This window comes from Cellulosimicrobium composti (genome assembly GCF_009711085.1).
Taxonomy (GTDB): domain Bacteria; phylum Actinomycetota; class Actinomycetes; order Actinomycetales; family Cellulomonadaceae; genus Cellulosimicrobium; species Cellulosimicrobium composti.
In genome coordinates, this window is the sequence record NZ_WMKA01000005.1 from 114,265 (window position 1) to 138,737 (window position 24,473).

The 24,473-nt window shown below is 75.5% G+C and carries 20 protein-coding genes; 5 read left to right on the forward strand and 15 right to left on the reverse strand.

The features are described from left to right. Nucleotides 1–36 precede the first annotated feature (36 nt). Nucleotides 37–567: a GNAT family N-acetyltransferase gene (locus GJV82_RS03715; RefSeq protein ID WP_034604879.1), complete on the forward strand. Its 531-nt coding sequence runs from the start codon at nt 37–39 to the stop codon at nt 565–567. Between the two features lie 19 nt (nt 568–586). On the opposite strand, the gene GJV82_RS03720 is transcribed toward GJV82_RS03715, so the two are convergent. Beyond that, nucleotides 587–1,057 carry a DUF6194 family protein gene (locus tag GJV82_RS03720; protein WP_155098286.1) on the reverse strand — a complete coding sequence of 157 codons (471 nt, stop codon included), beginning with the start codon at nt 1,055–1,057 and terminating at the stop codon, nt 587–589. Between the two features lie 41 nt (nt 1,058–1,098). Between GJV82_RS03720 and GJV82_RS20635 the strand changes: the two genes are divergently transcribed. After that, nucleotides 1,099–1,899, forward strand: coding sequence for a MerR family transcriptional regulator (locus GJV82_RS20635; RefSeq protein ID WP_318657243.1), 801 nt, complete (start codon nt 1,099–1,101; stop codon nt 1,897–1,899). On the opposite strand, the gene GJV82_RS03730 is transcribed toward GJV82_RS20635, so the two are convergent. Continuing rightward, complete coding sequence (locus GJV82_RS03730) at nt 1,877–2,710, reverse strand: VOC family protein (RefSeq protein WP_155098287.1); 834 nt, start codon at nt 2,708–2,710, stop codon at nt 1,877–1,879. The genes GJV82_RS20635 and GJV82_RS03730 overlap by 23 nt on opposite strands. Nucleotides 2,711–3,082: 372 nt before the next feature. On the opposite strand from GJV82_RS03730, the gene GJV82_RS03735 reads away from it, so the two are divergent. Both GJV82_RS03735 and GJV82_RS03740 read left to right on the forward strand, forming a co-directional pair. Beyond that, nucleotides 3,083–4,204, forward strand: coding sequence for an endonuclease/exonuclease/phosphatase family protein (locus tag GJV82_RS03735; RefSeq protein WP_225873070.1), 1,122 nt, complete (start codon nt 3,083–3,085; stop codon nt 4,202–4,204). 289 nt (nt 4,205–4,493) lie between these two features. Next, a complete protein-coding gene (locus GJV82_RS03740) occupies nt 4,494–5,639 on the forward strand; it encodes a ScyD/ScyE family protein (protein WP_155098288.1) in 1,146 nt (381 codons plus the stop codon). 76 nt (nt 5,640–5,715) lie between these two features. Here GJV82_RS03740 and GJV82_RS03745 read toward each other — a convergent pair whose 3' ends face one another. Together GJV82_RS03745 and GJV82_RS03750 are read right to left on the reverse strand one after the other, a co-directional pair. Beyond that, nucleotides 5,716–6,255, reverse strand: coding sequence for a hypothetical protein (locus GJV82_RS03745; protein WP_155098289.1), 540 nt, complete (start codon nt 6,253–6,255; stop codon nt 5,716–5,718). Nucleotides 6,256–6,273: 18 nt separating this feature from the next. Continuing rightward, nucleotides 6,274–7,653 carry a pyridoxal phosphate-dependent decarboxylase family protein gene (locus tag GJV82_RS03750; protein WP_155098290.1) on the reverse strand — a complete coding sequence of 460 codons (1,380 nt, stop codon included), beginning with the start codon at nt 7,651–7,653 and terminating at the stop codon, nt 6,274–6,276. 183 nt (nt 7,654–7,836) lie between these two features. Here GJV82_RS03750 and GJV82_RS03755 point away from each other — a divergent pair, with 183 nt between their 5' ends. Beyond that, nucleotides 7,837–9,447, forward strand: coding sequence for an asparaginase (locus GJV82_RS03755; RefSeq protein WP_318657244.1), 1,611 nt, complete (start codon nt 7,837–7,839; stop codon nt 9,445–9,447). A gap of 110 nt (nt 9,448–9,557) precedes the next feature. On the opposite strand, the gene GJV82_RS03760 is transcribed toward GJV82_RS03755, so the two are convergent. From GJV82_RS03760 to GJV82_RS03810, 11 genes are all read right to left on the reverse strand, one after another. After that, a complete protein-coding gene (locus GJV82_RS03760; protein ID WP_155098291.1) occupies nt 9,558–12,053 on the reverse strand; it encodes an alpha/beta hydrolase-fold protein in 2,496 nt (831 codons plus the stop codon). Between the two features lie 61 nt (nt 12,054–12,114). Next, a complete protein-coding gene (locus GJV82_RS03765) occupies nt 12,115–12,978 on the reverse strand; it encodes an HpcH/HpaI aldolase/citrate lyase family protein (RefSeq protein ID WP_318657245.1) in 864 nt (287 codons plus the stop codon). Next, nucleotides 12,975–14,195, reverse strand: a complete 1,221-nt coding sequence (locus tag GJV82_RS03770) for a CaiB/BaiF CoA transferase family protein (protein WP_155098292.1) — start codon at nt 14,193–14,195, stop codon at nt 12,975–12,977. The genes GJV82_RS03765 and GJV82_RS03770 overlap by 4 nt, the downstream gene beginning before the upstream one ends. After that, nucleotides 14,192–16,288 (reverse strand): SUMF1/EgtB/PvdO family nonheme iron enzyme, encoded by a 2,097-nt coding sequence (locus GJV82_RS03775; protein ID WP_155098293.1) that lies wholly within the window; start codon nt 16,286–16,288, stop codon nt 14,192–14,194. Before GJV82_RS03775 ends, GJV82_RS03770 begins: the two co-directional genes overlap by 4 nt. Before the next feature lie 48 nt (nt 16,289–16,336). Continuing rightward, complete coding sequence (locus GJV82_RS03780) at nt 16,337–17,308, reverse strand: ribokinase (protein ID WP_155098294.1); 972 nt, start codon at nt 17,306–17,308, stop codon at nt 16,337–16,339. Continuing rightward, on the reverse strand, nt 17,305–18,732 hold the full coding sequence (locus tag GJV82_RS03785; protein ID WP_318657246.1) for an ADP-ribosylglycohydrolase family protein: 1,428 nt from the start codon (nt 18,730–18,732) through the stop codon (nt 17,305–17,307). The genes GJV82_RS03780 and GJV82_RS03785 overlap by 4 nt, the downstream gene beginning before the upstream one ends. Continuing rightward, a complete protein-coding gene (locus GJV82_RS03790) occupies nt 18,729–19,964 on the reverse strand; it encodes an ADP-ribosylglycohydrolase family protein (protein ID WP_318657247.1) in 1,236 nt (411 codons plus the stop codon). The genes GJV82_RS03785 and GJV82_RS03790 overlap by 4 nt, the downstream gene beginning before the upstream one ends. Nucleotides 19,965–20,113: 149 nt before the next feature. After that, nucleotides 20,114–21,400, reverse strand: a complete 1,287-nt coding sequence (locus GJV82_RS03795; protein ID WP_155098295.1) for an ABC transporter substrate-binding protein — start codon at nt 21,398–21,400, stop codon at nt 20,114–20,116. A gap of 69 nt (nt 21,401–21,469) precedes the next feature. Continuing rightward, entirely contained in the window at nt 21,470–22,297 is an 828-nt protein-coding gene (locus GJV82_RS03800; protein ID WP_024841403.1) for a carbohydrate ABC transporter permease, read from the reverse strand. A gap of 3 nt (nt 22,298–22,300) precedes the next feature. Next, complete coding sequence (locus GJV82_RS03805; protein ID WP_196217178.1) at nt 22,301–23,263, reverse strand: carbohydrate ABC transporter permease; 963 nt, start codon at nt 23,261–23,263, stop codon at nt 22,301–22,303. Continuing rightward, nucleotides 23,260–24,336 carry a LacI family DNA-binding transcriptional regulator gene (locus tag GJV82_RS03810; protein WP_318657248.1) on the reverse strand — a complete coding sequence of 359 codons (1,077 nt, stop codon included), beginning with the start codon at nt 24,334–24,336 and terminating at the stop codon, nt 23,260–23,262. Before GJV82_RS03810 ends, GJV82_RS03805 begins: the two co-directional genes overlap by 4 nt. Nucleotides 24,337–24,473: the final 137 nt, after the last annotated feature.

Consider the following 24,473-nt stretch of genomic DNA (forward strand, 5'->3'; position numbering starts at 1 on the left):
GTGCGGCGACCGGCCGGCGTGCCGCACACTCGGGGCGTGACCGCAGCGACCCCGACACCCGACCACCCGTTCGTCGTCCGCGCGGGCGGCCCTGACGACGCGGACGCGCTCCTCGCGCTGTTCGACGAGCGCGTCGCGTGGCTCGCCGCACGCGGCTGGACCGGGCAGTGGGGCGCCGAGCCGTTCTCGACGAGCGGCCGGCGGGTCGAGCAGGTGCGGCGCTGGTGCGCGGAGAGCGAGGTCCGTGCGGCCGAGCGCGACGGCCGGGTGCAGGCGTTCGTCGTGCTGGGCGACCACCACGACTACGTGCCCGCGCCCGACGAGCCGGAGCTCTACGTCCAGGTGCTCGTCGCGGCGTCGGGGCCGGCGGCGCGGGGCGCGGGGGCCGTCCTCCTCGACGACGCCGCGCGCCTCGCCGCGGGGCGCGGCCTGGCGCGGCTGCGCGTCGACTGCTACGCGGGGAACGACGGCCGGCTGGTCGCCTACTACCGCGCGCAGGGCTTCGAGCCGACGGAGCCGTTCACCGTGCGGGACTGGCCGGGCCAGCTGCTCGTGCGCCGGGTCTGACGACGCCCGGCGCGGCCGGTCACGCCCCGGATCCGCCTGCGCGCCGCACGGTCCGCGCCCGTGCGTCGTCGTGCGCGGCGCGCAGCAGGTCGAGGACGACGCCGGTCGTGCGCTCGCCCGGGTTCACGACCGCCACCCAGCCGAGCGCGCCGTAGACGGGGTGCGGCACGACGACGTCGGCCTCCGCGACCTCCCCTGCCTCGCCGTCACGCGGGTCGGAGCCGACGAGCGCACGGAACCGCTCGCGTCCGACGTGCACGTTGACCCTCCAGCGGCCGTCCGGCCCGCCGAGGCGCGACGCCGTGTCGTCGGGGTAGTCCTTCGTGACGACCGTCCCGTACGGCTGCCCGTGCGGGATCTCGCCGTCCGGCGCGTAGTAGAAGAAGTGGTCGCCCCGTGCGACGTCGGGGAACGCGCTCCCGGGCCCGGGCGAGAGCACGAGGACGCCGTCGAACGACCGGACCGTGGCGAGGATCTGCTCCATACTCATGGTTCGAGTGTGTGCTTGAAGTGCTCGTGGAGGGTTCGGACGTGGGCGTGGGTCAGGAGCCGGTGACGGGAGCGGTGCGCGGGTCGCTCCGGACGTCCGACGTCGCGCGCGCGTCCGGCTGGTCCGTCCAGCAGGTGCGCGACCTCGAGGCCCTCGGGGTCCTGCCGCCCGCGCGCCGGTCCGCGAACGGCTACCGGGCCTTCGGCGACGAGCACGTGCTCGCGCTGCGCGCCTACCGGGGGCTCGCGGCCGCCGTCGGGCCGGTCGTCGCGCGCCGCGTCCTGCGCGACGCGCGCTCGTCGCCGCTCGACGAGGCGACCGCGCTCGTCTCCGCCCTCCACGTGACGCTCGCGCGCGAGCGCGACGAGGCGCTCGCGGCGCGGCGCGCGCTCCTCGCGATCCGCGCGGAGGGTGCGGCGACGGGCTCCGGCGACGCGACGCCGCGGTCGGTCCAGGACGACGGCGCGGTGCTGACGATCACGGAGCTCGCCGCGGCGCTCGGCGTGCGGGCGTCGACGCTGCGCTTCTGGGAGCGCGAGGGCCTCGTCGCGCCCGAGCGCGTGGCGACCCGGTCCGGCGCGGTGTCGGCGCGCCGGTACCCGCCCCCCGCCGTCCGCGAGGCCCGGGTCGTCGCCGCGCTGCGCAGCGCCGGGTACCGCGTCCCGGACGTGCGCCGCACGGTCGAGGCGCTGCGGCGGCTCGACGTCGCCGACCCGCTCGCCGCCCTCGACGCGCGCCTCGACGCGATCGCCGCACGCACCCTCGCGCTCCTGCGGGCGGGCGACGACGTCGCGCGTCTCCTGACCGGCGAGGCGGTGGTCAGAAACCCTCCGGCGGCGTGAACTGCGACAGCGTGAACGTCGCGCCCTGGGGGTCGCGGACCTCGGCGTCGTGCGTCCACTCCGTCACGGCCGTGGAGAGCACGACGCCGCCCGCCCGCTCGGCCGCCGCGGCGGAGGCGTCGCGGTCCGCGACGGCGAACGTCACGGTGTGGCGCGCCGGGCCCGGCTCCTCCAGCACGCCCGCGACGACGTCCCGGAACCCCGGCGGGGCCCCGGCCTGGAGCGTGTCGATCTCCGGGTTGACCGTGCGGGCCAGGTGGTCGCCGTACCCCTCGACGCGCGCCATGCCCGCGCCGAGGTCGGGGTCCACCTCCCACCCGAGCAGCGGGCCGTAGAAGTGCAGCGCCCGCGCGAGGTCGGGCGTGTGCAGCACGCTGAAGTTCCAGGTTCCCGGGTCGTTGGCGCGCTGCGCGCCGAGGCGCGTGCCGGGCTGCCACAGCCGGAACGTCGCGCCTTGCGGGTCGCGCACCGCCGCCATGCGCCCCGGCGGCCCGATCGTCGTCGGCTCGACGAGGACCTCGCCCCCGAGGTCCGGGACGCCGCGGGACGAGGCGTCCACGTCGTCGACCGCGACGTACGTGATCCACTCCGGCGCGCCCTGGCCGGACGCGACGGCCGCGACGTCCTGCCCCTCCAGGGACGCGACGACGTACCGCTCCCCCGCGCCGGGCGGCAGCTTCTCCTCGAAGTCCCACCCGAAGAGGGCGCCGTAGAACGCGAGGGCGGCATCGACGTCGGGCTGCTCGGTGTCCACCCAGCAGGGGACGCCGTGCGGGTAGGTGCGGACGGGTCGGGACGGCGTGGTGTCCATACCTCAGGCTCCCACCGGCCGCCCACGTCGGCAGGCCCGGTGGGCGTCCCGGGACCTTCCGTGCGCGGACGCACGTGCGTACGGTGGCCGGGAACCTCTCGACGCCCACCCGTCACCGACGACGAGGAGCCACCCGTGTCCACGAGACCTGCACCCCATTCCCTCCCCCGCGGCGCGCGGACCGTCCTGGTCCCTGCCCTGGCCGCGGCCCTCGCGCTGGGCGCCGGCGCCGCCGCGGCAGGCCCCGCCCTCGCGCACGGCGACGGTCCCGGCCACAGCCACGGGCCCGGCGGCGGTCCCGGCCACGGGCCCGGTCACGGCCACGGCCACGGGTCCGGTCACGGCCACGGGCCGGGACACGGTCACGGCACGCTGCGCGTCGCCACGTACAACGCGAGCCTCAACCGCGCTGCGGCGGGCGAGCTCGAGGCCGACCTGTCCACCCCCGACGACCCGCAGGCCGCGACGATCGCCGAGGTGCTCCAGCGCACGCGGCCCGACGTCGTGCTGCTCAACGAGTTCGACCACGTCCCCGACCACCGCGCCGTCGACCTGTTCCGCGACCACTACCTCGAGGTGCCCCAGGGCGGCGCGCAGCCGATCGACTACCCGTACGCCTACGTGGCGCCGTCGAACACGGGCGTGCCCAGCGGGTTCGACCTCAACGACGACGGCACGGTCGGCGGGGGTGACGACGCGTTCGGGTTCGGCGACTTCGAGGGCCAGTACGGCATGGTCGTGCTCTCGCGGTACCCGATCGACACGCGCGGCGTCCGCACGTTCCAGCACTTCCTGTGGAAGGACATGCCCGGCGCGCTCCTCCCCGACGACCCGGCGACCCCCGAGCCCGCGGACTGGTTCACGCCCGAGGAGCTCGAGGTCGTGCGGCTGTCGAGCAAGTCGCACTGGGACGTGCCGGTCCGCGTGGGCCGCCAGACCGTGCACGTGCTCGCGTCGCACCCGACGCCGCCCACGTTCGACGGCCCCGAGGACCGCAACGGTCGGCGCAACCACGACGAGATCCGGTTCTGGGCGGACTACGTCACCCCGGGCAAGGCGTCGCGCTACGTGTCCGACGACGCGGGCCGCCGCGGCGGGCTGCACCCGGGCGAGAGCTTCGTGGTCCTCGGCGACCAGAACGCCGACCCGCTCGACGGCGACTCCGTGGAGGCCGCGATCGACCAGCTCCTCGACCACCCGCGCGTCCAGGACCCCGCGCCCCGCTCGGCCGGCGCCGTCGAGGCCGCGGCGCTCCAGGGCGGCGCGAACGCGACCCACCGGGGCGACCCGGCGCTCGACACCGCCGACTTCGCGGACACCGCGCCGGGCAACCTGCGCGCCGACTACGTGCTGCCGTCGCGCGACCTGCGCGTGCGCGACGCCGGGGTGTTCTGGCCCGTCCAGGCGGACCCGCTGTCGCGGCTGACCGGCGTCTTCCCGTTCCCGAGCAGCGACCACCGACTCGTCTGGGTCGACCTCGCCGTGCGCGGCTGAGCCCCGCCGGCCGCCGCCCTCCACGGGGCGGCGGCCGGCCCACGTCGCTCGGGGCGACGGTCTCTTTACCGCCGCCCCGGTCGGGTGCACACTCGTCAGGTCTGTGCTCGCCGCCGACGCACAGCGCACTCCCGGTCGGCCCCGCCGACCGCACGGCACGCCTTGAGGACGCGCCACGTCGTCCGGCCCGACGACCACTCACCCACGTCCCCGGCACGACGCGCGCGCTGCCAGCAGCACGACGCCGCCACCCCTGCCGCGCCCGGGACCTGCCGGACCTGGAGCACCCATGAGAAGACTCCGCACCGCCCTGCCCGCGAGCGTCGCCGCCGCGGCCGCAGCCCTCGTCCTCGTCGCGAGCCCTGCCGTCGCGCACGGCGGCAAGCCGACCCCGCGCCCGCCGGTCGTCACCGACGTCGCGACCGGCCTCGTGACACCGCTCAGCCTCGCGGTCGGCCCGCACGGCACGACCTACGTGACCCAGAACTTCCCCGGCCTGCTCACGGCGGTCGGCCGGGACGGCACGCCGAGCGTGCTCTACGCGTCGCCCGACGGCGGCGAGGTCGGCGGCGTCTCCTACGCCGACCGCCGGATCACGTTCACCGAGACCCAGCTGGGCGAGGAGGGCCCCGTCGCGTCGCAGGTGTCCACGCTGCGCACGGACCGGTGGGGCAACCCCACGGGCGCACCGCGCGTCCTGGCCGACACGTTCGCCTACGAGCGCGCGAAGAACCCCGACGGGCGCACCACGTACGGCCTGCTGAGGACCGGCCGGGCGTGCCTCGCGCAGATCCCGGCCGGGCCGCTGCCCGCGCGCTACACCGGCATCGCCGACTCGCACCCGTACGCGACGACGACGGTCCGCGGCACGACCTACGTGGCCGACGCGGGCGCGAACGCGATCCTGTCGATCAGCGAGCGCGGGAAGATCCGCACGGTGGCCGTGCTGCCCCCGCAGCCGGCCGTCGTCACCGCCGAGTTCGCCGCGAGCCTCGGGTGGCCGGACTGCGCCGTCGGCCAGACGTACTGGTTCGAGGCCGTCCCCACGGACGTCGAGGTGGGCCCCCGGGGCGTGCTCTACGTGACGACGCTGCCCGGCGGCCCGGAGGACGACAGCCTCGGCGCGCGCGGCGCCGTCTACACGGTCGACCCGTGGAAGGGGAAGGTCCGCCAGGTCGCGTCCGGCTTCGTGGGCGCGACGAACCTCGCGGTGACGGACCAGGGCACGGTCTACGTGAGCGAGCTGTTGGGCGGCCGGATCTCCCAGGCCGGCAGGCGCGGCCCGAGCACCGTCGTCGAGGTCCCGCTCCCGGCGGGGCTCGAGTGGGACGGCAAGGGCCTGCTCGCGACGACGAACGTGCTGCCGGCGGACGACACGTCGCCGCCCGACGGTCACCTCGTGCGCGTCGACCTCGGGAAGCACCGCGGCCGCTGACACCTCGCGCGACCCGGGCGACCCGCAGCGCGCGGGCGCCCGGGCCGTGCCGCGCCGTCCCGCCGGTCGCTCGTGGTCAGCCGCTCCCGAGCACGAGGACCATGACCACGGCGCCGAGCGCGACCGCGACCCCGAAGGCCGCGGCGACGACCCCCACGACGACGCCCACGCGGGTCCCCGCCGAGGCGACGACGGTCATGCCCAGACCCTGGGCCGCCTCGGTGACGAGGCGCCGCCCGACGCTCGTGTCGTAGACGGCGGTCGTCCGTCGGCCGTCGGCGTCCGCGACGGCCGTGCGGTAGGTCGAGCGGATCGTCCCGCGCGCGACGGAGCGCACCCAGCCCTTCTGGGGCTCGACGAACCGCCCGTCGGCGTCGAGCGCCCAGCGCGTGTGCCAGACGACGTCGGTGAGCTCGACCCGCGCACCGTCGGGCAGGACGCGCACGAGGTGCGTGTCGAGCGTCGCGAGGCGGCGGCGCGAGAAGACGCTCCACCACGCCGCGTCGGGCCGGTCGAACCGCAGCTCGAACCCGTCGGGACGCTCGTCCACGATCCGGTAGGGCGTGCCCGCGGCGCGGGCGCGCACGGCGGCGGCGAGGTCCTCGGCGGTCGGCACCCCGCGAGTGTAGGGCCGTCAGGCCGGTGCGACCGCGCGCCGCAGCGCCTCGACGCTCACGTCCACGTCGGCGTCGGTCGTCGCCCACGAGCTCACGGAGACGCGCAGGACGGCGCGGTCGTGCCAGCGGGACCCGGACATCCACACGGTGCCGTCGGCGAGCACGCGGCGCACCACGTCCTGCGTGCGCGCGTCGTCGCCGAACGCCGCGCACACCTGGGTGAACACGACGTCGTGCAGCACCTCGGCGCCGTCGAGCGACCGCAGCGCGTCGGCGAACGCGGTCGCGTGCCGGCAGAACCCGTCCACGAGGTCCCTCACGCCCGAGCGCCCGAGCGCGCGCAGCACCGCCCACACGGCGAACGCGCGCCCGCGCCGCGACAGCTCGGGCACCTTGTCGAGCGGGTCGCCTGCGTCGCTCTGGATGAGGTAGTCGCCGTGCATGCCCATCGCGGCGCGCAGCGGTGCGGGGTCGGCGACGATCGCGAGCCCGCAGTCGTAGGGGACGTTGAGCGTCTTGTGGGCGTCCGTCGCCCACGAGTCCGCCGCCTCGTACCCGGCCACGAGGTGGCGGTGGGTGGGCGACGCGGCCGCGAAGAGCCCGAACGCGCCGTCGACGTGCACCCACGCGCCGTGCCGGTGGGCGATCTCGACCGCGGGGTCGAACGGGTCGAACGCGCCGGAGTGGACGTTGCCCGCCTGGAGCACGACGACGGTCGGCCCGCCCGGCGCGCCGTCGGGGGGATCGGCCAGCGCGTCCTCGAGCGCCGCGGCGGAGAGCCGACCCTGGTCGTCCGCGGCGACGATCTCGGGCGCACCGAGGCCGAGGTAGGACAGCGCGAGGTCGACCGACTCGTGCCGCTCGGCGCCCACGAGCACGCGGACGCGGGGCGCGCCGGTGAGGCCGTCGCGCCGCACGTCCCACCCCGCGCGTCGCAGCACCTCGCCGCGCGCGGCGGCGAGCGCCGTGAAGTTCGCGGTCGTCGCCCCCGTGACGAACCCGACCGCGCTCGACGCGGGCAACCCGAGGAGGTCGAGCAGCCACGCGCTCGCCACGTCCTCGACGGCCGTGTGCGCGGGGGTGAGGCCCCGCAGCGCGCAGTTCTGGTCCCACGCGCTCGTGAGCCAGTCGGCCGCGAGCGCCGCGGGGTGGCTGCCGCCGATGACCATGCCGAAGAAGCGGCCCGAGGGCATGGCGGTGAGGCCGGGCCCGCACGCGGTGGCGAGCAGGTCGACGACCTCGGGCGCCGGCGTCGGGGCGTCGGGCAGGTCGGTGCCGAGCGCGGCGACGACGTCCGCGACGCCGGTTCGCGGCGGGACGGGCCGTGTCGCGAGGGAGTCGAGCCACGCGGCGGCGTGCTCGTGCGCCCGCAGGAGGGCGGCGTCGCGATCGTCCATGACCGCTCCTGACCGGGCCGGACCGACGCCGGCCCCTCCCGCCAGGCTGGACCCGGCCCGGGCGCGGGTCAACCGCGGCGGCGATCCGGCACGCGCGTACTTCTTACGCCCAGGCAACGGCCAGGCAACACACGGTGCCTACCGTCGGGCGGGCCAGATGTTCCCCCGACGGAAGGCTTCCCCGTGAGAACGTTCACACTGACCCTGACCGGCCGCGCCGTCGCGGCCGTCGTCGCCCTCGTGCTCGCGCTCGCCGCTCTCGCCGCGGCTGTCGCGTACACCGTCGCCGACTCCCGCTCGACGGCCGCCGCGGCCCGCGCCGAGGGCGAGGCGCCGCCGGTGCTCGCGGCGGGCGCGACCAACCCGCTCGGCATCACGTCCGCGCGCTACGCGACCGCCACGGCGACCGCCGCGACCGGGAAGCCGAAGGTCGTCGTCGTCGCGACCGGCGGCACCATGGCCGGCAAGGCCACCGGCCGCGACACGTTCACGAGCTACCGCGCCGGCACGTACCTCATGGAGGACATGCTCGACACGCTGCGCCCGGAGCTCGACGCCGTCGCGGACGTCACCGCCGTCCAGTTCGGCAACGCGGGCTCGTCCGGCTACTCGATGGAGCAGTTCCACGCGCTCACGCTCGAGGTGGAGAAGCAGCTCGAGACGGCGGACGCCGTCGTGGTGACGACCGGCACCGACACGCAGGAGGAGTTCGCGTACTGGCTCGACCTCACGGTGCGCTCGCGCAAGCCCGTCGTGACGTCCGGGTCCATGCGTCCGTGGGGGGCGGGCGCCGGGCCGGACTCCGACCTCGTGTTCGGCACCGACGCGCCCGCGAACCTCTACAACGCGATCAAGGTGGCCGCGTCGCAGCAGACGTACTGCTTCGGCACCGTGCTCATGCTCAACGACGAGATCCAGGCGGCCCGCGAGGTCACCAAGACCAACTCCTACCGCACCGACACGTTCCAGACGCGCGAGTACGGCGTGCTCGGCTGGATCGACGGCAGCAACATCACGCTCGGCCGCGCCCCGGCGCGCGTCATGGCGTGCGACAGCGAGGAGTGGTTCACGCCGTTCGACCTCTCCCAGGTCGACCCGAAGGCGCTGCCCCGCGTCGAGATCCTCGTGTCCTACCAGCAGGCCGGCGGCGAGGCCGTGACGGCGTTCGCGAACGCGGGTGTCCAGGGCATCGTCACGGCGGGCACCGGCGCGGGCGGGATCTCGTCGGCCATGAGCCAGGCGCGTACCGCGGCGGTCCGCGAGGGCGTGTGGTTCGTCTCGACGACGCGCACCGGGTCGGGGTCGTCGTACGGCGGCGGGAACGGCATCATCGCGGGCGGCGACCTCACGGCCGTCAAGGCGCGGCTCCTGCTGCTGCTGTCGCGCGCCTTCACCGACGACTTCGCGACGGCGCAGGGCTGGTTCGCCACCTACGGCTCGCGGTCGTTCGACCAGTCCACCACGGCGGGCACGATCGGTGCCGAGCCGGGCTCGACCTCGGTGTCCTTCACCGCGACGGCGACGCCGGTCTGCAAGGCCGCGGGCAACAAGCTGTGGCTCACGGCGTCGGTGACGAACACGGACACCGTGCCGATCGACGTGCACGTGACGTCGTCGTCCGGCGAGCACACGTTCACCGCGGTCCCCGCGGGCGAGACGGCGGAGAAGACGTTCTCGGTGAAGGGCAAGACGCTCCCGGCGGGCGAGGTCGCGCTCGTCGCGACGAAGAACGTCGACGGCCGGACCGTCGAGACGGAGGCCGCCGCGGCCTACCCGGAGACGGCGTGCCGGTGACCTGACCCGCCGCCGCGCCGAACACGGGGTTGCTGTCGTTATCCGGGCGATCACGACAGCAACCCCGTGCTCGGCCGCGTGCAGGGTCGTTCTCGGCGGTGCGGCCGCCGTCAGCCGCAGGCGAGCGCGTCGTACGGGACGACGGCGGTGCGACCCTCGGCGGTCGCGGTCGCCTCGCCCGCGGGCACCTCGGCGGCCCGGACCGGGAACGCCTGGTAGGCGCTCGCGCCCGGCGCGACGCCCGTGACGACGCGCGTGCCGTACGGCGTCGCGAGCTCGACGTCGACGGGCGCGTCCGCGGTGCTCGTCGCGCGCACGGCGACGTAGGCGTTGCCCGCGAGGCACCGCGTCTCGGCGGTCACGGTCAGCGGCGGCTCGCCCGGACCGGAGGGCCCCGGCACGACGGCGTCCCACGGCACGCGCGCGACGAACACGTCCGCGGCGCCCGCGTTCGCCGTGCCGGCGGGCGCCCCGTAGGTCAGCCCGGTGAGCAGCGCCGCGCCCTCACGGCCGTCGGCGGCGGGCGCGGGGGCCGCGAACAGGTTCGCGTCGTCCCACTCGTCGGCGCCGTCGCGCTCGCGCGACCCGGTCTGCGTCGCCTCGCCCGGGGTCCCGTCGGCCGCGACGGGGACCGTCACGACGTCCACCCCGCCCACGGCCGAGCCCATCGCGCCGTACGTCGTCCCGACGACGAGCACGGCGTCGTCCGCGCCGAGCACGCCCGTGACGCCGCGGTCGTCGGTCGCCGTGCCGACCTGCGTCGTCCACAGGACCTCTCCCGTGGCGTCGAGGGCGCGCACGACGACGTCGTTGTCCCCGAGGGCGCCGCCCTCGCCGAGCGCACCGCGCGTGTGCCCGACGACGACGACCGACCCGTCCGACCGGACGACGAGGCCGCTGACCTGGTCGTTCTCGCCCGTCGCGACGGCGCGCAGCCACTCCTGCTCACCGTCCGCGTCGTACCGCGCGATCCAGCCGTCGTTCGCGCCCGCGTGCTCGACCCCGGGCATCCCGCCGCCCGACACCCCGCCCACGTACACCGCGCCGTCGGGCGACGCCGCGACCGCGAGCGCCTTGTCCTCGCCCGCGCCGCCGACCTGCCGCAGCCACAGCAGGTCGCCGTCGGCGGAGACCCGGCCGAGCAGCGCGTCCTTGTCCCCCGCGCTCGGGGTGTCGCCCACGGCGCCGCTCGTGTACCCGGCGACGTAGGCGCCGCCCGCGCCGTCGGGCGCGACGGCGTAGAAGCGGTCGGCGGCCTCGGGGTCGCCGGTCTGGAGCGTCCAGGCGCGCTCGCCGTCGGCGGTGACGGCCGCGACGAACCCGTCGTCGCGCGTCGTGCCCGCGTGGGCGCCGTCGAGGTCGCCCTTGGTGTACCCGGCGACGAGCACGCCGCCGTCGGCGCCCGGCACGACGCCGTACGCGCGGTCGTCCGCGGCCGTCGCGACCGCGTGCCGCCAGACCTCGGCGCCGTCGGCGTCGCGCCGCACGACGACCGTGTCGAGCCCGCCCGCGGGCTCGTACCCGTCCCACGCACCGGCGAGGCTCAGCGCGACGGCGGTGCCGCCGTCGGGCAGGGCCGCGACCCCGCCCGCGCGGTCGTCGCCCGCGGAGCCGACCAGCGCGGCGTCCCACGGCGCGGCGGGCTCGGTGCGCAGGCGCGCCGAGACGTCGACGATCCCCTCGCGGAACGCGGGCCGCCAGACCTCCCAGTCGTGGCCGCCGTCGAGCACGCGCAGCTCGGCCGTCACGCCTGGGACGCGGCGCGCCTGGTTGTAGAGGCGCGCGGACTCGAAGTCGAGGTCGTGCGTGGCGTCGGCCGGGTCGGGGTTGGCCCACTCGTCGTCGCCGACGGCGACGAACAGGTGCACCGGGAGCGCCGGGTCGAGCGCCGCAAGCGCCGCCGGGTAGGCCAGCTCCGTGTACCGGTCGGCGTCGAAGAGCGCGGTGCCGACGCCGTAGGCGCCGTAGTCGCGGGCCGAGGAGTCCGCGGGCGGCTGCGGCACGTAGACGGCGGGGCTCAGCACGATGCCCGCGGAGAACGTGTCCTGGTGCGCGAGCGTGAACCGCAGCGCGCCCGCGCCGCCCATGGAGTAGCCCCCGACGGCACGCGCCTCGCGGTCCTCGACCGTGCGGTACGTCGCGTCGACGTGCTCGACGAGGTCGCGCGTGAACGCGGTCTCGACGGCGGTCCCGGCACCGGCGCCCGTCGCGTCCCCGGTGTAGAGCGAGTCCGTGTACCAGGAGCCGCGGTCGTTCCACGGCGCGTCGGGCATGACGACGACTATCGGCTGGATCTCGCCCGCCCCGATGAGCTCGTCGAGATCGCCCGTGACCTGCTGCCACGCGGCCTGCGTGTCGCCGCGACCGTGCAGCAGGTAGAGCGTCGGGTACTCCTGCTCGGCGCCGTCGTAGCCGGGCGGCAGGTAGACCGTGTAGTCGATCGGTCCGGCCGCGGAGTCCGCGACCCGCCCCGCCTCGACCGTGCCCTGCTCCGCGGCGGTCGCGGGCAGCGCGAGCGCCGCCCCGCCGATCGTCGCGCTCACCGCGAGCGCCGTGAGCGCCGCCGTCGTGCGGGGCCGCCGGTGCGGCCGTCGTGCTGCGTCCATCGTGTCTCCTCGTCGAGATCGGGTGGTCGGTCTCCCGCCGAGCACGGTCGTGCTCGGCGGGTCACCCCGCCGGGCGGCGCGCGGCGAGCGCGAGCACGGTGCGCGCGCGCTCGACCATCGCGACGTCGAGGAACGTGCCGTCCGCCAGCGCGACGACGCCCGTGCCCGACGCCGCGGCGTCACCCACGCGCTCGACGACCTCGCGCGCGCGTGCCTCCTCGTCCGGCGTCGGGAGGAACGCGTCGCGGATCGTGTCGAGCTGTCCCGGGTGGATCGCGGTGCGGCCGCAGAAGCCGAGCGCGCGACCGGCGCGGCACGACGCCGCGAGCCCGTCGAGGTCGCGCACGTGCGTGTACGCGGACATCGCGGGCGACGGCAGTCCCGCCGCCCGCGCCGCGACGACGACGCGGCTGCGCGCCCACGCGAGCCCGGCCTCGTCGTCGACCCGTAGGTCGGAGCGCAGGTCGGCCTCGCCGAGCCCGAGCGACGCGACCTGCGGCGACGCCGTCGCGAGCTCGAACGCGCGCTCGACGCCGAGCGCCGACTCGACGAGCAGGTGCAGCGCCCGCCCGGGGAGCGCGGCGGCGAGCGCGCGCACGTCGTCGGCCGACTCGACCTTCGGCACGCGCGCACCGACCGCGAGCGGCAGGCCCGCGAGCGCCCCGACGTCGTCGGCGTGCCACGGCGTCGCGGGGTGGTTGACCCGCACCTGGACCCCGCGGGCGGCGGCCGCGTCGTCGAGCAGCTCGACGACGTATCCCCGCGCCTCGTCCTTGCGCGCCGGCGCGACGGCGTCCTCGAGGTCCACGAGCACGACGTCGGCCGCCGACCCGAGCGCCTTCGCCACCCGGTCCGGCCGGTCCGCGGGCACGTACAGCAGCGTCAGCGGCGGCGCGGCGCCCGGCCGGTCGCCCGGGCCCGTCACACCGCCCCCTCGGCCCGGAGCTCCGCGACGCGCTCGGGCGTGAACCCGAGCTCGCCGAGCACGGCGTCGGTGTCGGCGCCGTGGGGGCGGCCGGTGAAGCGGATGACGCCGTCGTTGTCGGAGAGCCGGAACAGCGGGCCCTGCATGAGCATCGGCCCGAGGTCGGGGTCCTCGATCTCGTGGATCGTGCCGAGCGCGCGGAACTGCGGGTCGTCGACGATGTCGTGCGCGTCGTAGATCGGCGCGACGGCGGCCTGCGCCTCCTCGAACGCGGCGACGACCTCGTCGCGCGTGCGCTGCGCGATCCAGCCGCCGACGGCCTCGTCGAGCAGGTCGGCGTGCTGCGCGCGCTCGACGCCGCTGGCGAACCACGGCTCGTCGACGATCTCGGGGCGCCCGACGAGGCGCATGACGCGCTCGGCGATGGACTGCGCCGACGTCGACACCGCGACCCACTGCCCGTCGCGCGTGCGATAGGTGTTGCGGGGCGCGTTGTTCGCGGACCGGTTGCCGGTGCGCGGCTGCACGGTGCGGAGCTGGTCCCAGCGCGTGATCTGCGGCCCGAGCATCGCGAGGATGGGCTCGATGATCGCCGTGTCGACGACCTGCCCGTGCCCGGTGCGCTCGCGCGTGGACAGCGCGACCATGACGGCGAACGCGGTCGCGAGCGACGCGACACCGTCGGCGAGCCCGAACGGCGGGAGGGTCGGCGGGCCGTCGGGCTCGCCGGTCATCGCGGCGAACCCGCTCATCGCCTCGGCGAGCGTCCCGAACCCGGGGCGGGTGCGGTACGGCCCCACCTGCCCGAACCCGCTGACGCGCGCGAGCACGAGCCGCGGGTTGCGCGCGGACAGCTCGTCGTAGCCGAGTCCCCAGCGCTCGAGCGTGCCCGGCCGGAAGTTCTCGATGACGACGTCGGCCTCGGCGACGAGCGCGAGGAACACCTCGCGGCCGCCGTCGCTGCCGAGGTTCGCGGTGACGGTGCGCTTGTTGCGCCCGAGCGTCTTCCACCACAGGTTGACGCCGTCCTTCGCGGCGCCGTGGGTGCGCGACGGGTCGGGCTTCGTGGGGTGCTCGACCTTGACGACGTCGGCGCCCAGGTCGCCGAGGTGCATCGCGGCCATGGGGCCGGCGAACAGCGTCGACGCGTCGATCACGCGCAGACCGGCGAGCGCGCCGGCGGCGGGGTCGCGCGAGACGCGGGGTGCGTCGGTCATGCCGTCACCTCCTCCGTGAGCAGGTCCCACGCGCAGCGGAACCCCACGGTCGCGCCGCGCGCGAGCCCCAGGCCGGGAACGAGGAGCTTGACCGCGTAGTCGGGGGCGTGTCGTCCGCCCTCGACGTACCAGTCGGAGCCCTCGGCGCGGTAGTCGCTGCCGCCCTTGAGCATGACGAACCGCGTGCGACCGTCGGAGTGCTCGGACGCCGTCCAGCTCCACACGGCGGGCTCGCCGCGCGTCCAGCCGGGCTGCCCGGCGGCGAGCTGCCACTCGTCCTCGGTGGGCAGGCGCCCGCCGCGCCACGCGCAGTACGCGCGCGCGTCGTCGAGGTCGACGAACGTCACGGGCTCGTCCTCGGTGCCGGGTGCGGGACGCCCGTCGACCCAGTGAGCGAGGAAGCGGTGCGCGACGGCGGGCGCGTACCCGGTCGCGGCGACGAACTCCGCGAACTGCGCGTTCGTCACGTCGGCCCCGACCGCGACCGGCGCGGCGAGCTCGCCGTCGCGCTGGAGGGTCCGTGCGTCGTGCAGGCGCGGCGGGAGCGGCTTCCACTCGTCCACGTACGGCGCGCCCTGGTACATGCCGGTTTCGCGCGCGCGGTACCGGACGGTCAGCACGTACGGCCCGGCGGGCACGACGACGGCGCCCGGCTCGGGCGCGCCCGTTACCTCCTCGGCCCCGCCCTGCCCGACGTCGGCGCCCCGCCCGGCCGGGTCCGTCACCCCGGTCGACCTGGAGGGAGAGGCGGACGCGTCGAGGCGGCGCGCGAGCCGGTGCGGGAACCGTGCGTCGGGGTCGTGGGGCACGGACGTGTCGAGCGAGGCGACCACGTCGCGCAGGTGCGGCAGCCACGCGGGCTCGTCGGCGCCGTCGGCCACGTGCAGCGCTGCGGCGATCCCCCGACCGGGCACGCGCACGTCCGCGCCGGCCGCGCCGGCTGCACCGCCCGCGCCAGCCGCGTCGTCCCCGCCGCGCGCGAGCAGCGGGCCCGCGTAGTCGGCGTCGCCCCGGTTGACGAGCGTCCACAGCGTCACGCCGTCGAGCTCCCAGCGCGACGCGTACACCCCCGCAGCCTCGGCCTCGGGCGCGAGCTCGGCGAGCGGCGTCCACGCGCCGTCGAGCAGCAGCGGCCGGGCCGCGCGCTGGACCGTGACCAGGCGCTTCACGGTCGCGGCGTCGCGCGGCGACCAGCCGACCCACACGCCGAACACGACCTCCCACACCATGACGCCCACGCCGTTGAGCCACGCGGACTGGAGCTCCTCGGAGTGGTCGCGGTGCCAGCGGCGCACGTGGTGCTGCATGTGCCGGCGCTCGTACCAGTGCGCGCGCAGCACGCCGGGCACGGGCGAGTCGGCGAAGAACTGCGCCCACGACGACGAGTGGTCCTCGATGCGCTCGACCGGGAGCTTCGACTCGCCCTCCAGGACGATGCCCGGGCGCGCGGCCTCGAGCCGCGCGACGAGCTCCGGCTCGGCCTTCTTCAGGGTGTCGAGGAAGACGCCGTCGGCGCCGAGGTCCCGCACGAGCGCGGCGAGCTCGGTGAGGTCGTCGTCGCCGCGGCGCGTGCCGACGTCCCACGGGTTGTAGTCGACGAACACGTGCAGGCCCGCGTCGTGGAAGGTCCGCACGAGGTCGACGATCCCCGGGACGTCGCGGTAGAAGTCCCACTGGTTGCGGTCGTCGATCCCGATGACGGGGTACGCGTGCCACAGCACGACGGCGTCGAGGCCGCCGAACCGCTCGCGCGCGTCCGCGAGGAACCGCTCGGGCGTGAACCGGTGCTCGGCGAACGAGTACAGCAGCTCGTCCCACAGCCAGACCTGCGCGACCGTCGAGCACCCCGCGGCCCACGCCGCGTCCGGGCGGTCGTACGCCGCGCCCGTGTACCCGTGGCGACGGCGCGCGTCGTCGCGCCACGCGGCGAGGCGCTCGCGCCAGGCCGGGCGGTCGGCGGGGTCGGCCGGGCCGACGAAGATCTTCGCCTCGTCGAGCGCGAGGGACTGCTCGGGCGTGAGCGGCCCGTCGAGCGCGACGTCGGTGGGCCGGTCGATGGGCCGCGGGACGAGCGGGTCGAACGTGTAGGTCATGGTGCCTTTCCCTCGGCGGGCGGGGCCCGCGCTCGGTCGTGCGGGTGGTCAGGCGCGGGGCGCCGGGTGCGCGGTCCGCTGTGCGAGGGCGACGACGTCGGCGGCGTCGGGCACCGCGTCCTGTGCCCCGGGCCGGGTCACCGCGAGCGCGCCCGCCGCGGCGGCGAGGCACGCGGCGTCCGGGAGGTCCGCGCCGCGCGCGAGCGCCGCGGCGAGCACGCCGCAGAACGTGTCGCCCGCGCCGGTCGTGTCGACGGCCTCGACCGGGGTCGCGGGGACGGTCGTGAGCTGCGGGCCGTCGGCACGACGCTCCGCCACGAGGCAGCCCTCTCGTCCGAGCGTCACGACGACGGCCGGCACGCGCTCCAGCAGCAGCGCCGCGAGCGTGCTCGGGTCGGCGTCACCCGTCGCGCCGGCCAGGTCCGCCGCCTCGTGCTCGTTGACGACGAGCACGTCGATCGCGTCCCAGACGTCGCGCGGCAGGTCGCGCGACGGCGCCGCGTTGAGCACCATGAGCGCCCCGGGACGGCGCGCTGCCGCGGCCGCGCGGACGACGTCGAGCGGGATCTCGAGCTGGGCGAGCACGACGTCCGCCGCCGCGATCCGCTCGGCCTGGGCCGCGCCCACGCTCACGTGCGAGTTGGCCCCGGGCGCGACGACGATCGCGTTCTCGCCGTCGGGCGAGACGGTGATGAGCGCGGTCCCGGTCGGGACGTCGACGCGCTCGACGAGGTCGGTCCGCACCCCCGCGCCGTCGAGCGACGCGAGCAGGAGGTCGGCGGCGTCGTCGTGCCCGAGGGCGCCGACGAACGTCGTCCCGGCACCGCCCGCGCGCGCCGCGCCGACGGCCTGGTTCGCGCCCTTGCCGCCGGGGTTGCGGCGCAGGTCGCCGCCGAGGATCGTCTCGCCGCCGCCGGGGTGCCGGGGCACGTCGACGACGAGGTCGACGTTCGCGGACCCCACGACGACGACCTGGCCCGTGCGCGGCACCGTGCCGCTCTGCGTCCCGTCCGTGCTCATGCGCGCGCCTCCGCTCCCTGCACCGTTCCCTGTGCGGCTCCCCCGGCGACCGTCGCGAGCGCGACCGTCCGCGCCGCGAGGTCCACGATCCTCTGCTCGCCGCCGGGCAGCGACGTGGCGATCCGGCCGTCCAGGGGGCCGGTCCAGCGTGCACCGATGCCGTCGACGCCCCGCAGCGCACCCACCACGCCGCCGACCGTCGCCCCCGCCGAGTCGGTGTCCCAGCCCGCGGTGACGGCGATCGCGACGCTCGCGCCGAAGTCGCCGCGCCCGTCCGGCCCGCGACCCGCGGTGAGCGCGTACGCGATCACCGCGGCGTTGTTGAGCACGTGCACCCAGTGCAGGTCGCCGTACGCGGCGTGCAGGGCGTCGAGCCCCGCGCGCACGCCCGCCTCCGACGCGTCGCCGTCGCGGCCCGCGTCGCGGCCGAGCCGGATCGCGGCCGCCAGGCGGCTGCCCGGCGGCACGACGGCGTCCGCCGCGTCGAGCACCTCGTCCACCGTCTCGCAGACCATCGCGGCCGACGCGAGCGCAGCGGCCCACATCGCGCCGTACACGCCGTTGCGCGTGTGGCTCAGCCGCGCGTCCGTCCACGCGAGCCGCGCCGCCTCGCGCACGTCGCCGGGCGAGACCCAGCCGAGCACGTCGGTGCGGATGAGGGCGCCGATCCACTCCCGGAACGGGTTGTGGTGCGTCGCGGTCTCGGGCACGGGCCGCGCGTCGAGGACGTTGCGGTACGCGGCGCGCTCGGCCGTGAACACGCGGCCCGCGGGCAGCGCGTCGAGCCAGAGCTGCGCGACGTCGTCCGTCGTGAAGCCGCGCCCGTGCTTCTCCAGCAGGGCGAGCGCGAGGATCGGGTAGTTGAGGTCGTCGTCCTCGGGCATCCCGTCGATGTTCTCCTCGAGCGACGTCGGCGCGCTGCGCTTGTTCCACGGCCAGCGCGCGGCGACGTCGTCGGGCAGCCCGACGGCCGTGAACCAGCGGTCGAGCGGCCACCGGCCCGTCGCGCGCAGGATCTCCTCGATGCCCGCGCGCGGGATCTTCTCCACGGGCTTGCCGAGCAGGCAGCCCGCCGCGCGGCCCGTCCACGCGCCGAGCACGCGGTCGCCGTACGCGGGACCGGACGCGGGCAGTGCGGGCGCGGCGGGGAGCGTCGCGAGGATCGCGTCCCAGTCGTCGGGCTCGTGCGGCGCGGGCGCGGCGGGCAGCGCGTCGAGCTCGACGAGCAGGTCGCGCGCGAGCGCACGCAGCGCCGGGGTCGCGGGAACCGGGCCGGCGCCGCTCACCGCGGGGACGGGGTCGCCCCCCGCGACGGCCCACCGCTCGCGCACGTCCGCGAGCGCCGCCGCGTCCTTGCCCTCGGCCGCCGCCTGGACGAGCTCGTGCGCGAGCAGGTCCTCGGGCTGGGCCCACGTGAGCCTCACGCCGGGTCCCCCGCCCGCGCGGCCCGCGCCGCGCCGTCGGTCGAGGCACCGTCGACCGCGGCCTCGTCGACCGTGGCCGAGCCGAGCTCGGCGAGCCCGCGCAGGCGGGCCGTCGCGCGCTCGCGGTCGGCGCGCAGGATGTCGGCTGCGGCGGACGCCATGAGGCGCCCGGTCTCGCGGATGTCCATGCGGCTCGCCTCCTCGATCGCGTCGAGCCACTCGTCCGGCACGACGGCCGTCCCCCCGAGCCCGGCGCACACCGCGCCGGCCATGACGGCGATGGAGTCGGCGTCGCGGCCGTAGTTCACGGCGCCGAGCACCGCGCCGCGGAAGTCGCCGCGGTGCCCGAGCACGAACCCGAGCGCGGCGGGCAGCTCCTCGATCGACTTGGTGCGCGACGGGCGGCGCGCGTCCATCGACATCTGCCGGTACGCGGGCCCGACGGAGTCGAACGGCGCGACCGTGTCGCGGACGAGCCGCGCGAGCGCGCGCTCCTCGTCGTCGGTCGTGGGTGCCGTCGTCCAGCCGTCGAACGCCTCGACGACGGCGTGCAGCGCGGCCGCGGTGCCGTCGTGGGCGACGTCGAGCGCCGCGTGCACGACGTCGTCGACCGTCGCCCCGGGCGCGACGGATGCGGCGACCATGGCCGCGAACACGCCCGCGGCCTCCCGGCCGTAGCTCGACTGGTGCGCGCCGGTGAGGTCGATCGCCTCGGCGTACGCGCCGCGCGGGTCGCCCGCGTTCGCGAGGCCCACGGGCGCGACGTACATCGCGGCGCCGCAGTTCACGACGTTCCCGACGCCGGCCTCGCGCGGGTCGACGTGCCCGTAGTGCAGGCGCGCGACGATCCACTTCTCGGCGAGGAACACGCGCTGCAGCAGCAGCGCGGTCGACTCGAGCTCGGGGATCCAGCGTGGCTCGCCGATCATGAGCGGCACGAGGTCCTCGGCCATCGCGTACGCGTCGAGGTGGTCGCGGCGCTTCGCGTACACCTCGACGAGCGCGCGCGTCATGAGGGTGTCGTCCGTGACGTGCCCGTCACCCTTGTGGTAGGGCGCGATCGGACGCGCGTCCTGCCAGTTCGGGTACCAGGGCCCCACGATCCCGGTGACGCGCCCGCCGTGGCGCTCCTCGATCTGCTCGGGGGTCCAGCCCTCGGTGGCGCCCCCCAGCGCGTCCCCCACCGCCGCTCCGGTGATCACGGCCACCGCTCGGTCGTCCAGCCAGGTCACGGTCCACTCCCTGTCGATCTCTCTCGGCGCTCTCGCGCCCGGTGCGACCCGCGCGGGCCGCGCTTCGGGGCCGGGGCGGTCGCGTGCGCGGCCGCCCCGGCCGCTGCTGCTCGGTGCTCGTCGCGGTGTCGCGGCGGGCGCCCGAGCCGCTACTTCGTGATCTCGTCCCAGCCCGCCTCGAGCTCGCTCGCGAGCTGGTCGGCGTCGATCTCCTGGGCGAGGAACTTCTGGTACGCGGGCGTCGCGACCGTGTCCTTCCACTGCGCGTACGCGTCGACGAACAGGTACGGCGCCGACGTGAGGTACTGCCCGGACGAGAGGATCGTCGACCAGCCGTTCTCGTCGCCGAGGGAGGAGGCCATGGCCTCCTGCGCCGACGTCGTCGCCGGGATGAGCGCGTCCGCCTCGTTGAGCGCGGCGAGGTTGTCGGTGTCCGTGAAGAAGTCGATGAACTCCGCGGCCTCCTCGACGTGCTCGGAGTCGATGTTCACCGAGAGCGTCTGCGGGTTGGCGGCCTGCTCGGCGCCGTCGGGGCCCTCGAGCGGCGGCAGCACGACCCAGTCGAAGCCCTCGGGCGCGTCGTTCGCGATGTTCGCCGCCTGGTACGAGCCCTGGATCGTCATGGCGACCTGGCCCGCGTAGAAGGACGCGAGCGTCTCGGAGCCGGACTGCGTGAGCGTCACCGGGAGCACGGTGTTGTCGGTGTGCGCCATCGTGTCGACGAGCTCGGGCAGGGCCATCTCGCCCTCGCCGATGGTGATGCTCGCGTCGGCGCCCGTGCCCTCGAAGTACTCGCCGCCGAAGCCGGGGGCCATCGCCATGAACGCGGCCGTCGGGCTCGCAAGGCCCCAGCCGAGGCCGTACGCGCCGTCCTTCGTCGTGGCCTGCGCGATCTCGCGCAGCTCGTCCCACGTCATGGTCTCGCCCGTGGGGATCTCCACGCCGGCGTCCTCGAGCATCGTCTTGTTGGCGAACACCATGTAGGACTGCAGCTCGGTCGGGTACGCGATGACCTGGTCGTCGACCGTCACGGAGTCGAGGATGCCCTCGGGGATGTCGGAGCGCTTCTCGTCCGACATGTACCCGGACAGGTCCGCGAGGTAGCCGTCCACGGCGAACGGCACGATGCTCGCCGCCTCGTAGTGGATGATGTCCGGCGCGGCGCCGCCGTTGAACTGCGTGATGAGCTTGTCGTAGATCCCGTCCCAGCCCGCGGGCACGATCTCGACCTGGACGTCGGGGTTCGCCTCGTTCCAGTCGGCGACGATCTTCTCGGTCGCCTCGATCGCGGCGGGCTGGTCCGAGAGGGACTGGAACGTCAAGGTCACCGGGCCGCCGTCGGCGCCGTCGTCCCCGCTGCCGCCGCCGGAGCAGGACGCGACGAGCAGGGTCGTGATCGTGAGGCATGCGGCGATGGACGCACCACGAGTCTTCATGGTTCTACCTTTCGGGTGGGGTGGGGTCGACAGAGCCTGAGGGCGGGACCGGGTGGGTGGGGGTCACGGTCAGCCCTTCACCGCGCCGGACAGCAGGCCGCCGGTGAGCTTCTTCTGCATGAGGGAGAAGAAGACGATGCTGGGGATGGCTGCGAGCACGGAGCCCGCGGCGAGCGGGCCGAGCGCCACCTTGCCCTCGCCGCCGATGAACATCTTCAGCGTGATGGGCAGCGTGTAGTTCTCGGGCGACTGGAGCAGCACGAGCGCGAAGAAGAACTCGTTCCACGAGGACACGAAGCTGAACATCGCCGTCGCCACGATGCCCGGCATGAGCAGCGGGAAGACGATGGTGCGCAGCACCGTGAACCGGTTCGCGCCGTCCATCGACCCCGCCTCCTCGAGGTCGACGGGGATGGCGGCCACGTAGCCCTGCATCATCCACAGCGCGAACGGCAGCGTGTACGTGGTGTGGACGAGCGTGAGCCCGACGAGGGAGTCGGTGAGCCCGATGGTCCGCAGGATGAGGAACAGCGGCAGGATGATGAGGATCACCGGGAACACCTGGCTCACGAGGATCCAGCCGACGCCCGCGGCGCGGATCTTGCCCCGCAGCCGGGCCAGCACGTACGACGCGGGCAGCGCGATGACGATGACGAGCGCGGTCGAGACGAGCGCGACGACGGCGCTGTTCCACGCCGAGCGCACGAGACCCTGCCGTGCGAGCGCCTGGGAGTAGTTGTCCCAGTGCACGTCCTGCGGGATGAGGCTCACCGTGAGCGAGTTGAGCTCGCCCGACGACTTGAGCGACGCCGAGATCAGCCAGAGCAGCGGGAAGCCGAGGAAGACGATGTAGAAGGCCAGGGCCACGTACTGGGCCGGGCGGACGAGTGCGCGCACGGGTCAGCTCTCCTTCTCGGAGCGGAACTGCGACCGCAGGTAGATCGCGAGCAGGAGGACGACGACGATCACGAGCACCACGCCCATCGCGGCGGCGTAGCCGATGTTCCGGTTCTTGAACGCCTCGAGGTACGTGAACAGCATCGGCAGCATCGTCCGGCCGCCCGGCCCGCCCTCGGTGAGCACGTAGACCAGCGAGAACGAGTTGAAGTTCCAGATGAAGTTCAGCGACGTGATCGACGTGATGATCGGTCGCAGGCTCGGGAGCGTCACCGCGGTGAACCGCCGCCACGCGCCCGCGCCGTCCATCGCCGCCGCCTCGTGCAGCTCGCCCGGGATCTGCTGGAGCCCCGCGAGGAGCGTCACCGTGGTCTGCGGCATGCCGACCCACACCCCCACGACGATCACCGCGGGCAGCGCGGTCGAGAAGTCCGCGAGCCAGTTGACGTCGTCCGGGAGCCCGAGCGCGCCGAGGAACGCGTTGAGCGGCCCGGCGTTGGGCGAGTAGATCATCTGCCACATGATCGCCACGACGACGGGCGGCATCGCCCACGGGATGAGCGCGAGGACGCGCGTGAGCCCCTGGAGCCGCAGGCCCGAGTTGAGCAGGAGCGCGAGGCCCATCGCCGCGACGAGCTGGAGCAGCGTCACCGAGACGGCCCAGACCATGCCGATCCGGAACGAGTCCCAGAAGAACGAGTTGTCCGCGAGGCGCACGAAGTTGTCGACGCCCACGAACTGGTAGTCCGGGTGTCGCACGAGCCGCGCGTCGGTGAACGCGAGCGCGACGCCCATGACGAGCGGCGCGACGCTGAGCACGAGGATCGGCAGCAGCGACGGCATGACGAGCGCGATCGCCTCGCGCCGCTTGGCGCGGGCCATGCCGCCGGTCCGGCGCGGCGACCCGCGGTCGGGGCGGCGCGCTGCCGCGGCGTGCGGGTCGCCCGCGAGGGTCGGGGTGCTCATCGGTGCCCACCTCCCGTGCCGTCGTCCGGGGTGCCGGCCGAGACGCCGTCGCCCGCGGCGGGGTCGGTCGACTCGCGCACGACGAGGCGAGGCCCGACGGCCAGGTGCCGGCCCGGCTGCGCGTCGCCGTCGACGAGGTCGACCACGAGCTGCGCCGCGGCGCGCCCGCGCTCGGTCGAGCCGAGCGACACGCTCGTGAGGCTCGGCTGGAACACGCGGCCGATCTCGGTGTCGTCCATCCCGGTGACCGCGACGTCCTGCGGGACGGCGAGCCCGCGCTCGCGGACGGCCCGGACGGCGCCGATCGCGAGCAGGTCGTTCGCCGCGACGATCGCGTCCGGTCGGGCGTCGCCGTCGGCCGCGTCGAGCAGGGCGCGCGTCGCGGCGAGGCCCGCGGCCACGGTGAAGTCGGCCGCGACGACGGCGTCCGCCCGCTCGCCCGTGAACCCTTTGGTGCGCGTCGCGGCGTCGAAGCCGCGCTGGCGCGCCTCACCGGGCGTCGTGTCGAGCGGACCGTTGAGGAACGTGAGGCGGCGACGGCCGAGGCCGAGCAGGTGCTGCACCGCCTCGCCGATGCCGCCCGCGGAGTCGGTCGAGACGGAGTCGATGCCGCGGTCGGCGAGGCTGCGGCCGATGACCACGACGGGCACGGTCGCCTGCCGGATCTCCTCGACGAGCGCGTCGTCCGTGCGCAGCGGGCTGAGGATCATCGCGTCGACGAACCCGCTCGACAGGCTGCGCACGAGCTCGGCCGTGGACGTCGTCGTGTCCCCCGTGGTCATGACGACGACGCGGTAGCCGTGGGGCGCGAGGACCTCGTGGATCGCGGTCATCATCTCGACGTAGACGGGGTTGCCGATGTCCGCGACCGCGAACGCGACCTGGAAGGTCTTCTTCAGGCGCAGGGACCGCCCGATCGCGTCGGGGCTGTAGCCGAGCTCGGTCGCGGCCGCGCGCACGCGCTCGACCATCGCCGGGCTCGCGCCCGTCCCGTGCAGCGCGCGGGACGTCGAGGCCAGGGAGACCCCGGCCCGCTGTGCCACCTGGATCAGCGTGGCGCGTGATGACGTCACTGTCGTCCACCTCGTCGTCGAAGTCCTCGGTCTGGAAACGTTTCCAGATTTCCGGCGTCGTTCCGCCTGGAAACGTTTCCGGGTTGGCGCCACTCTCGCACCCGTCGCCCGGTGCGTCAACCCCGCACGCCGCGACC

What these genes read in the sequence shown, in the direction of transcription:
- GJV82_RS03805 (WP_196217178.1), bottom strand. Translation starts at nt 23,263, where the DNA reads ATGAGCACCCCGACCCTCGCGGGCGACCCGCACGCCGCGGCAGCGCGC.
- GJV82_RS03780 (WP_155098294.1), bottom strand. Translation starts at nt 17,308, where the DNA reads ATGAGCACGGACGGGACGCAGAGCGGCACGGTGCCGCGCACGGGCCAG.
- GJV82_RS03750 (WP_155098290.1), bottom strand. Translation starts at nt 7,653, where the DNA reads ATGGACGATCGCGACGCCGCCCTCCTGCGGGCGCACGAGCACGCCGCC.
- GJV82_RS03730 (WP_155098287.1), bottom strand. Translation starts at nt 2,710, where the DNA reads ATGGACACCACGCCGTCCCGACCCGTCCGCACCTACCCGCACGGCGTC.
- GJV82_RS03770 (WP_155098292.1), bottom strand. Translation starts at nt 14,195, where the DNA reads ATGACCGACGCACCCCGCGTCTCGCGCGACCCCGCCGCCGGCGCGCTC.
- GJV82_RS03795 (WP_155098295.1), bottom strand. Translation starts at nt 21,400, where the DNA reads ATGAAGACTCGTGGTGCGTCCATCGCCGCATGCCTCACGATCACGACC.
- GJV82_RS03775 (WP_155098293.1), bottom strand. Translation starts at nt 16,288, where the DNA reads ATGACCTACACGTTCGACCCGCTCGTCCCGCGGCCCATCGACCGGCCC.
- GJV82_RS03760 (WP_155098291.1), bottom strand. Translation starts at nt 12,053, where the DNA reads ATGGACGCAGCACGACGGCCGCACCGGCGGCCCCGCACGACGGCGGCG.
- GJV82_RS03720 (WP_155098286.1), bottom strand. Translation starts at nt 1,057, where the DNA reads ATGAGTATGGAGCAGATCCTCGCCACGGTCCGGTCGTTCGACGGCGTC.
- GJV82_RS03740 (WP_155098288.1), top strand. Translation starts at nt 4,494, where the DNA reads ATGAGAAGACTCCGCACCGCCCTGCCCGCGAGCGTCGCCGCCGCGGCC.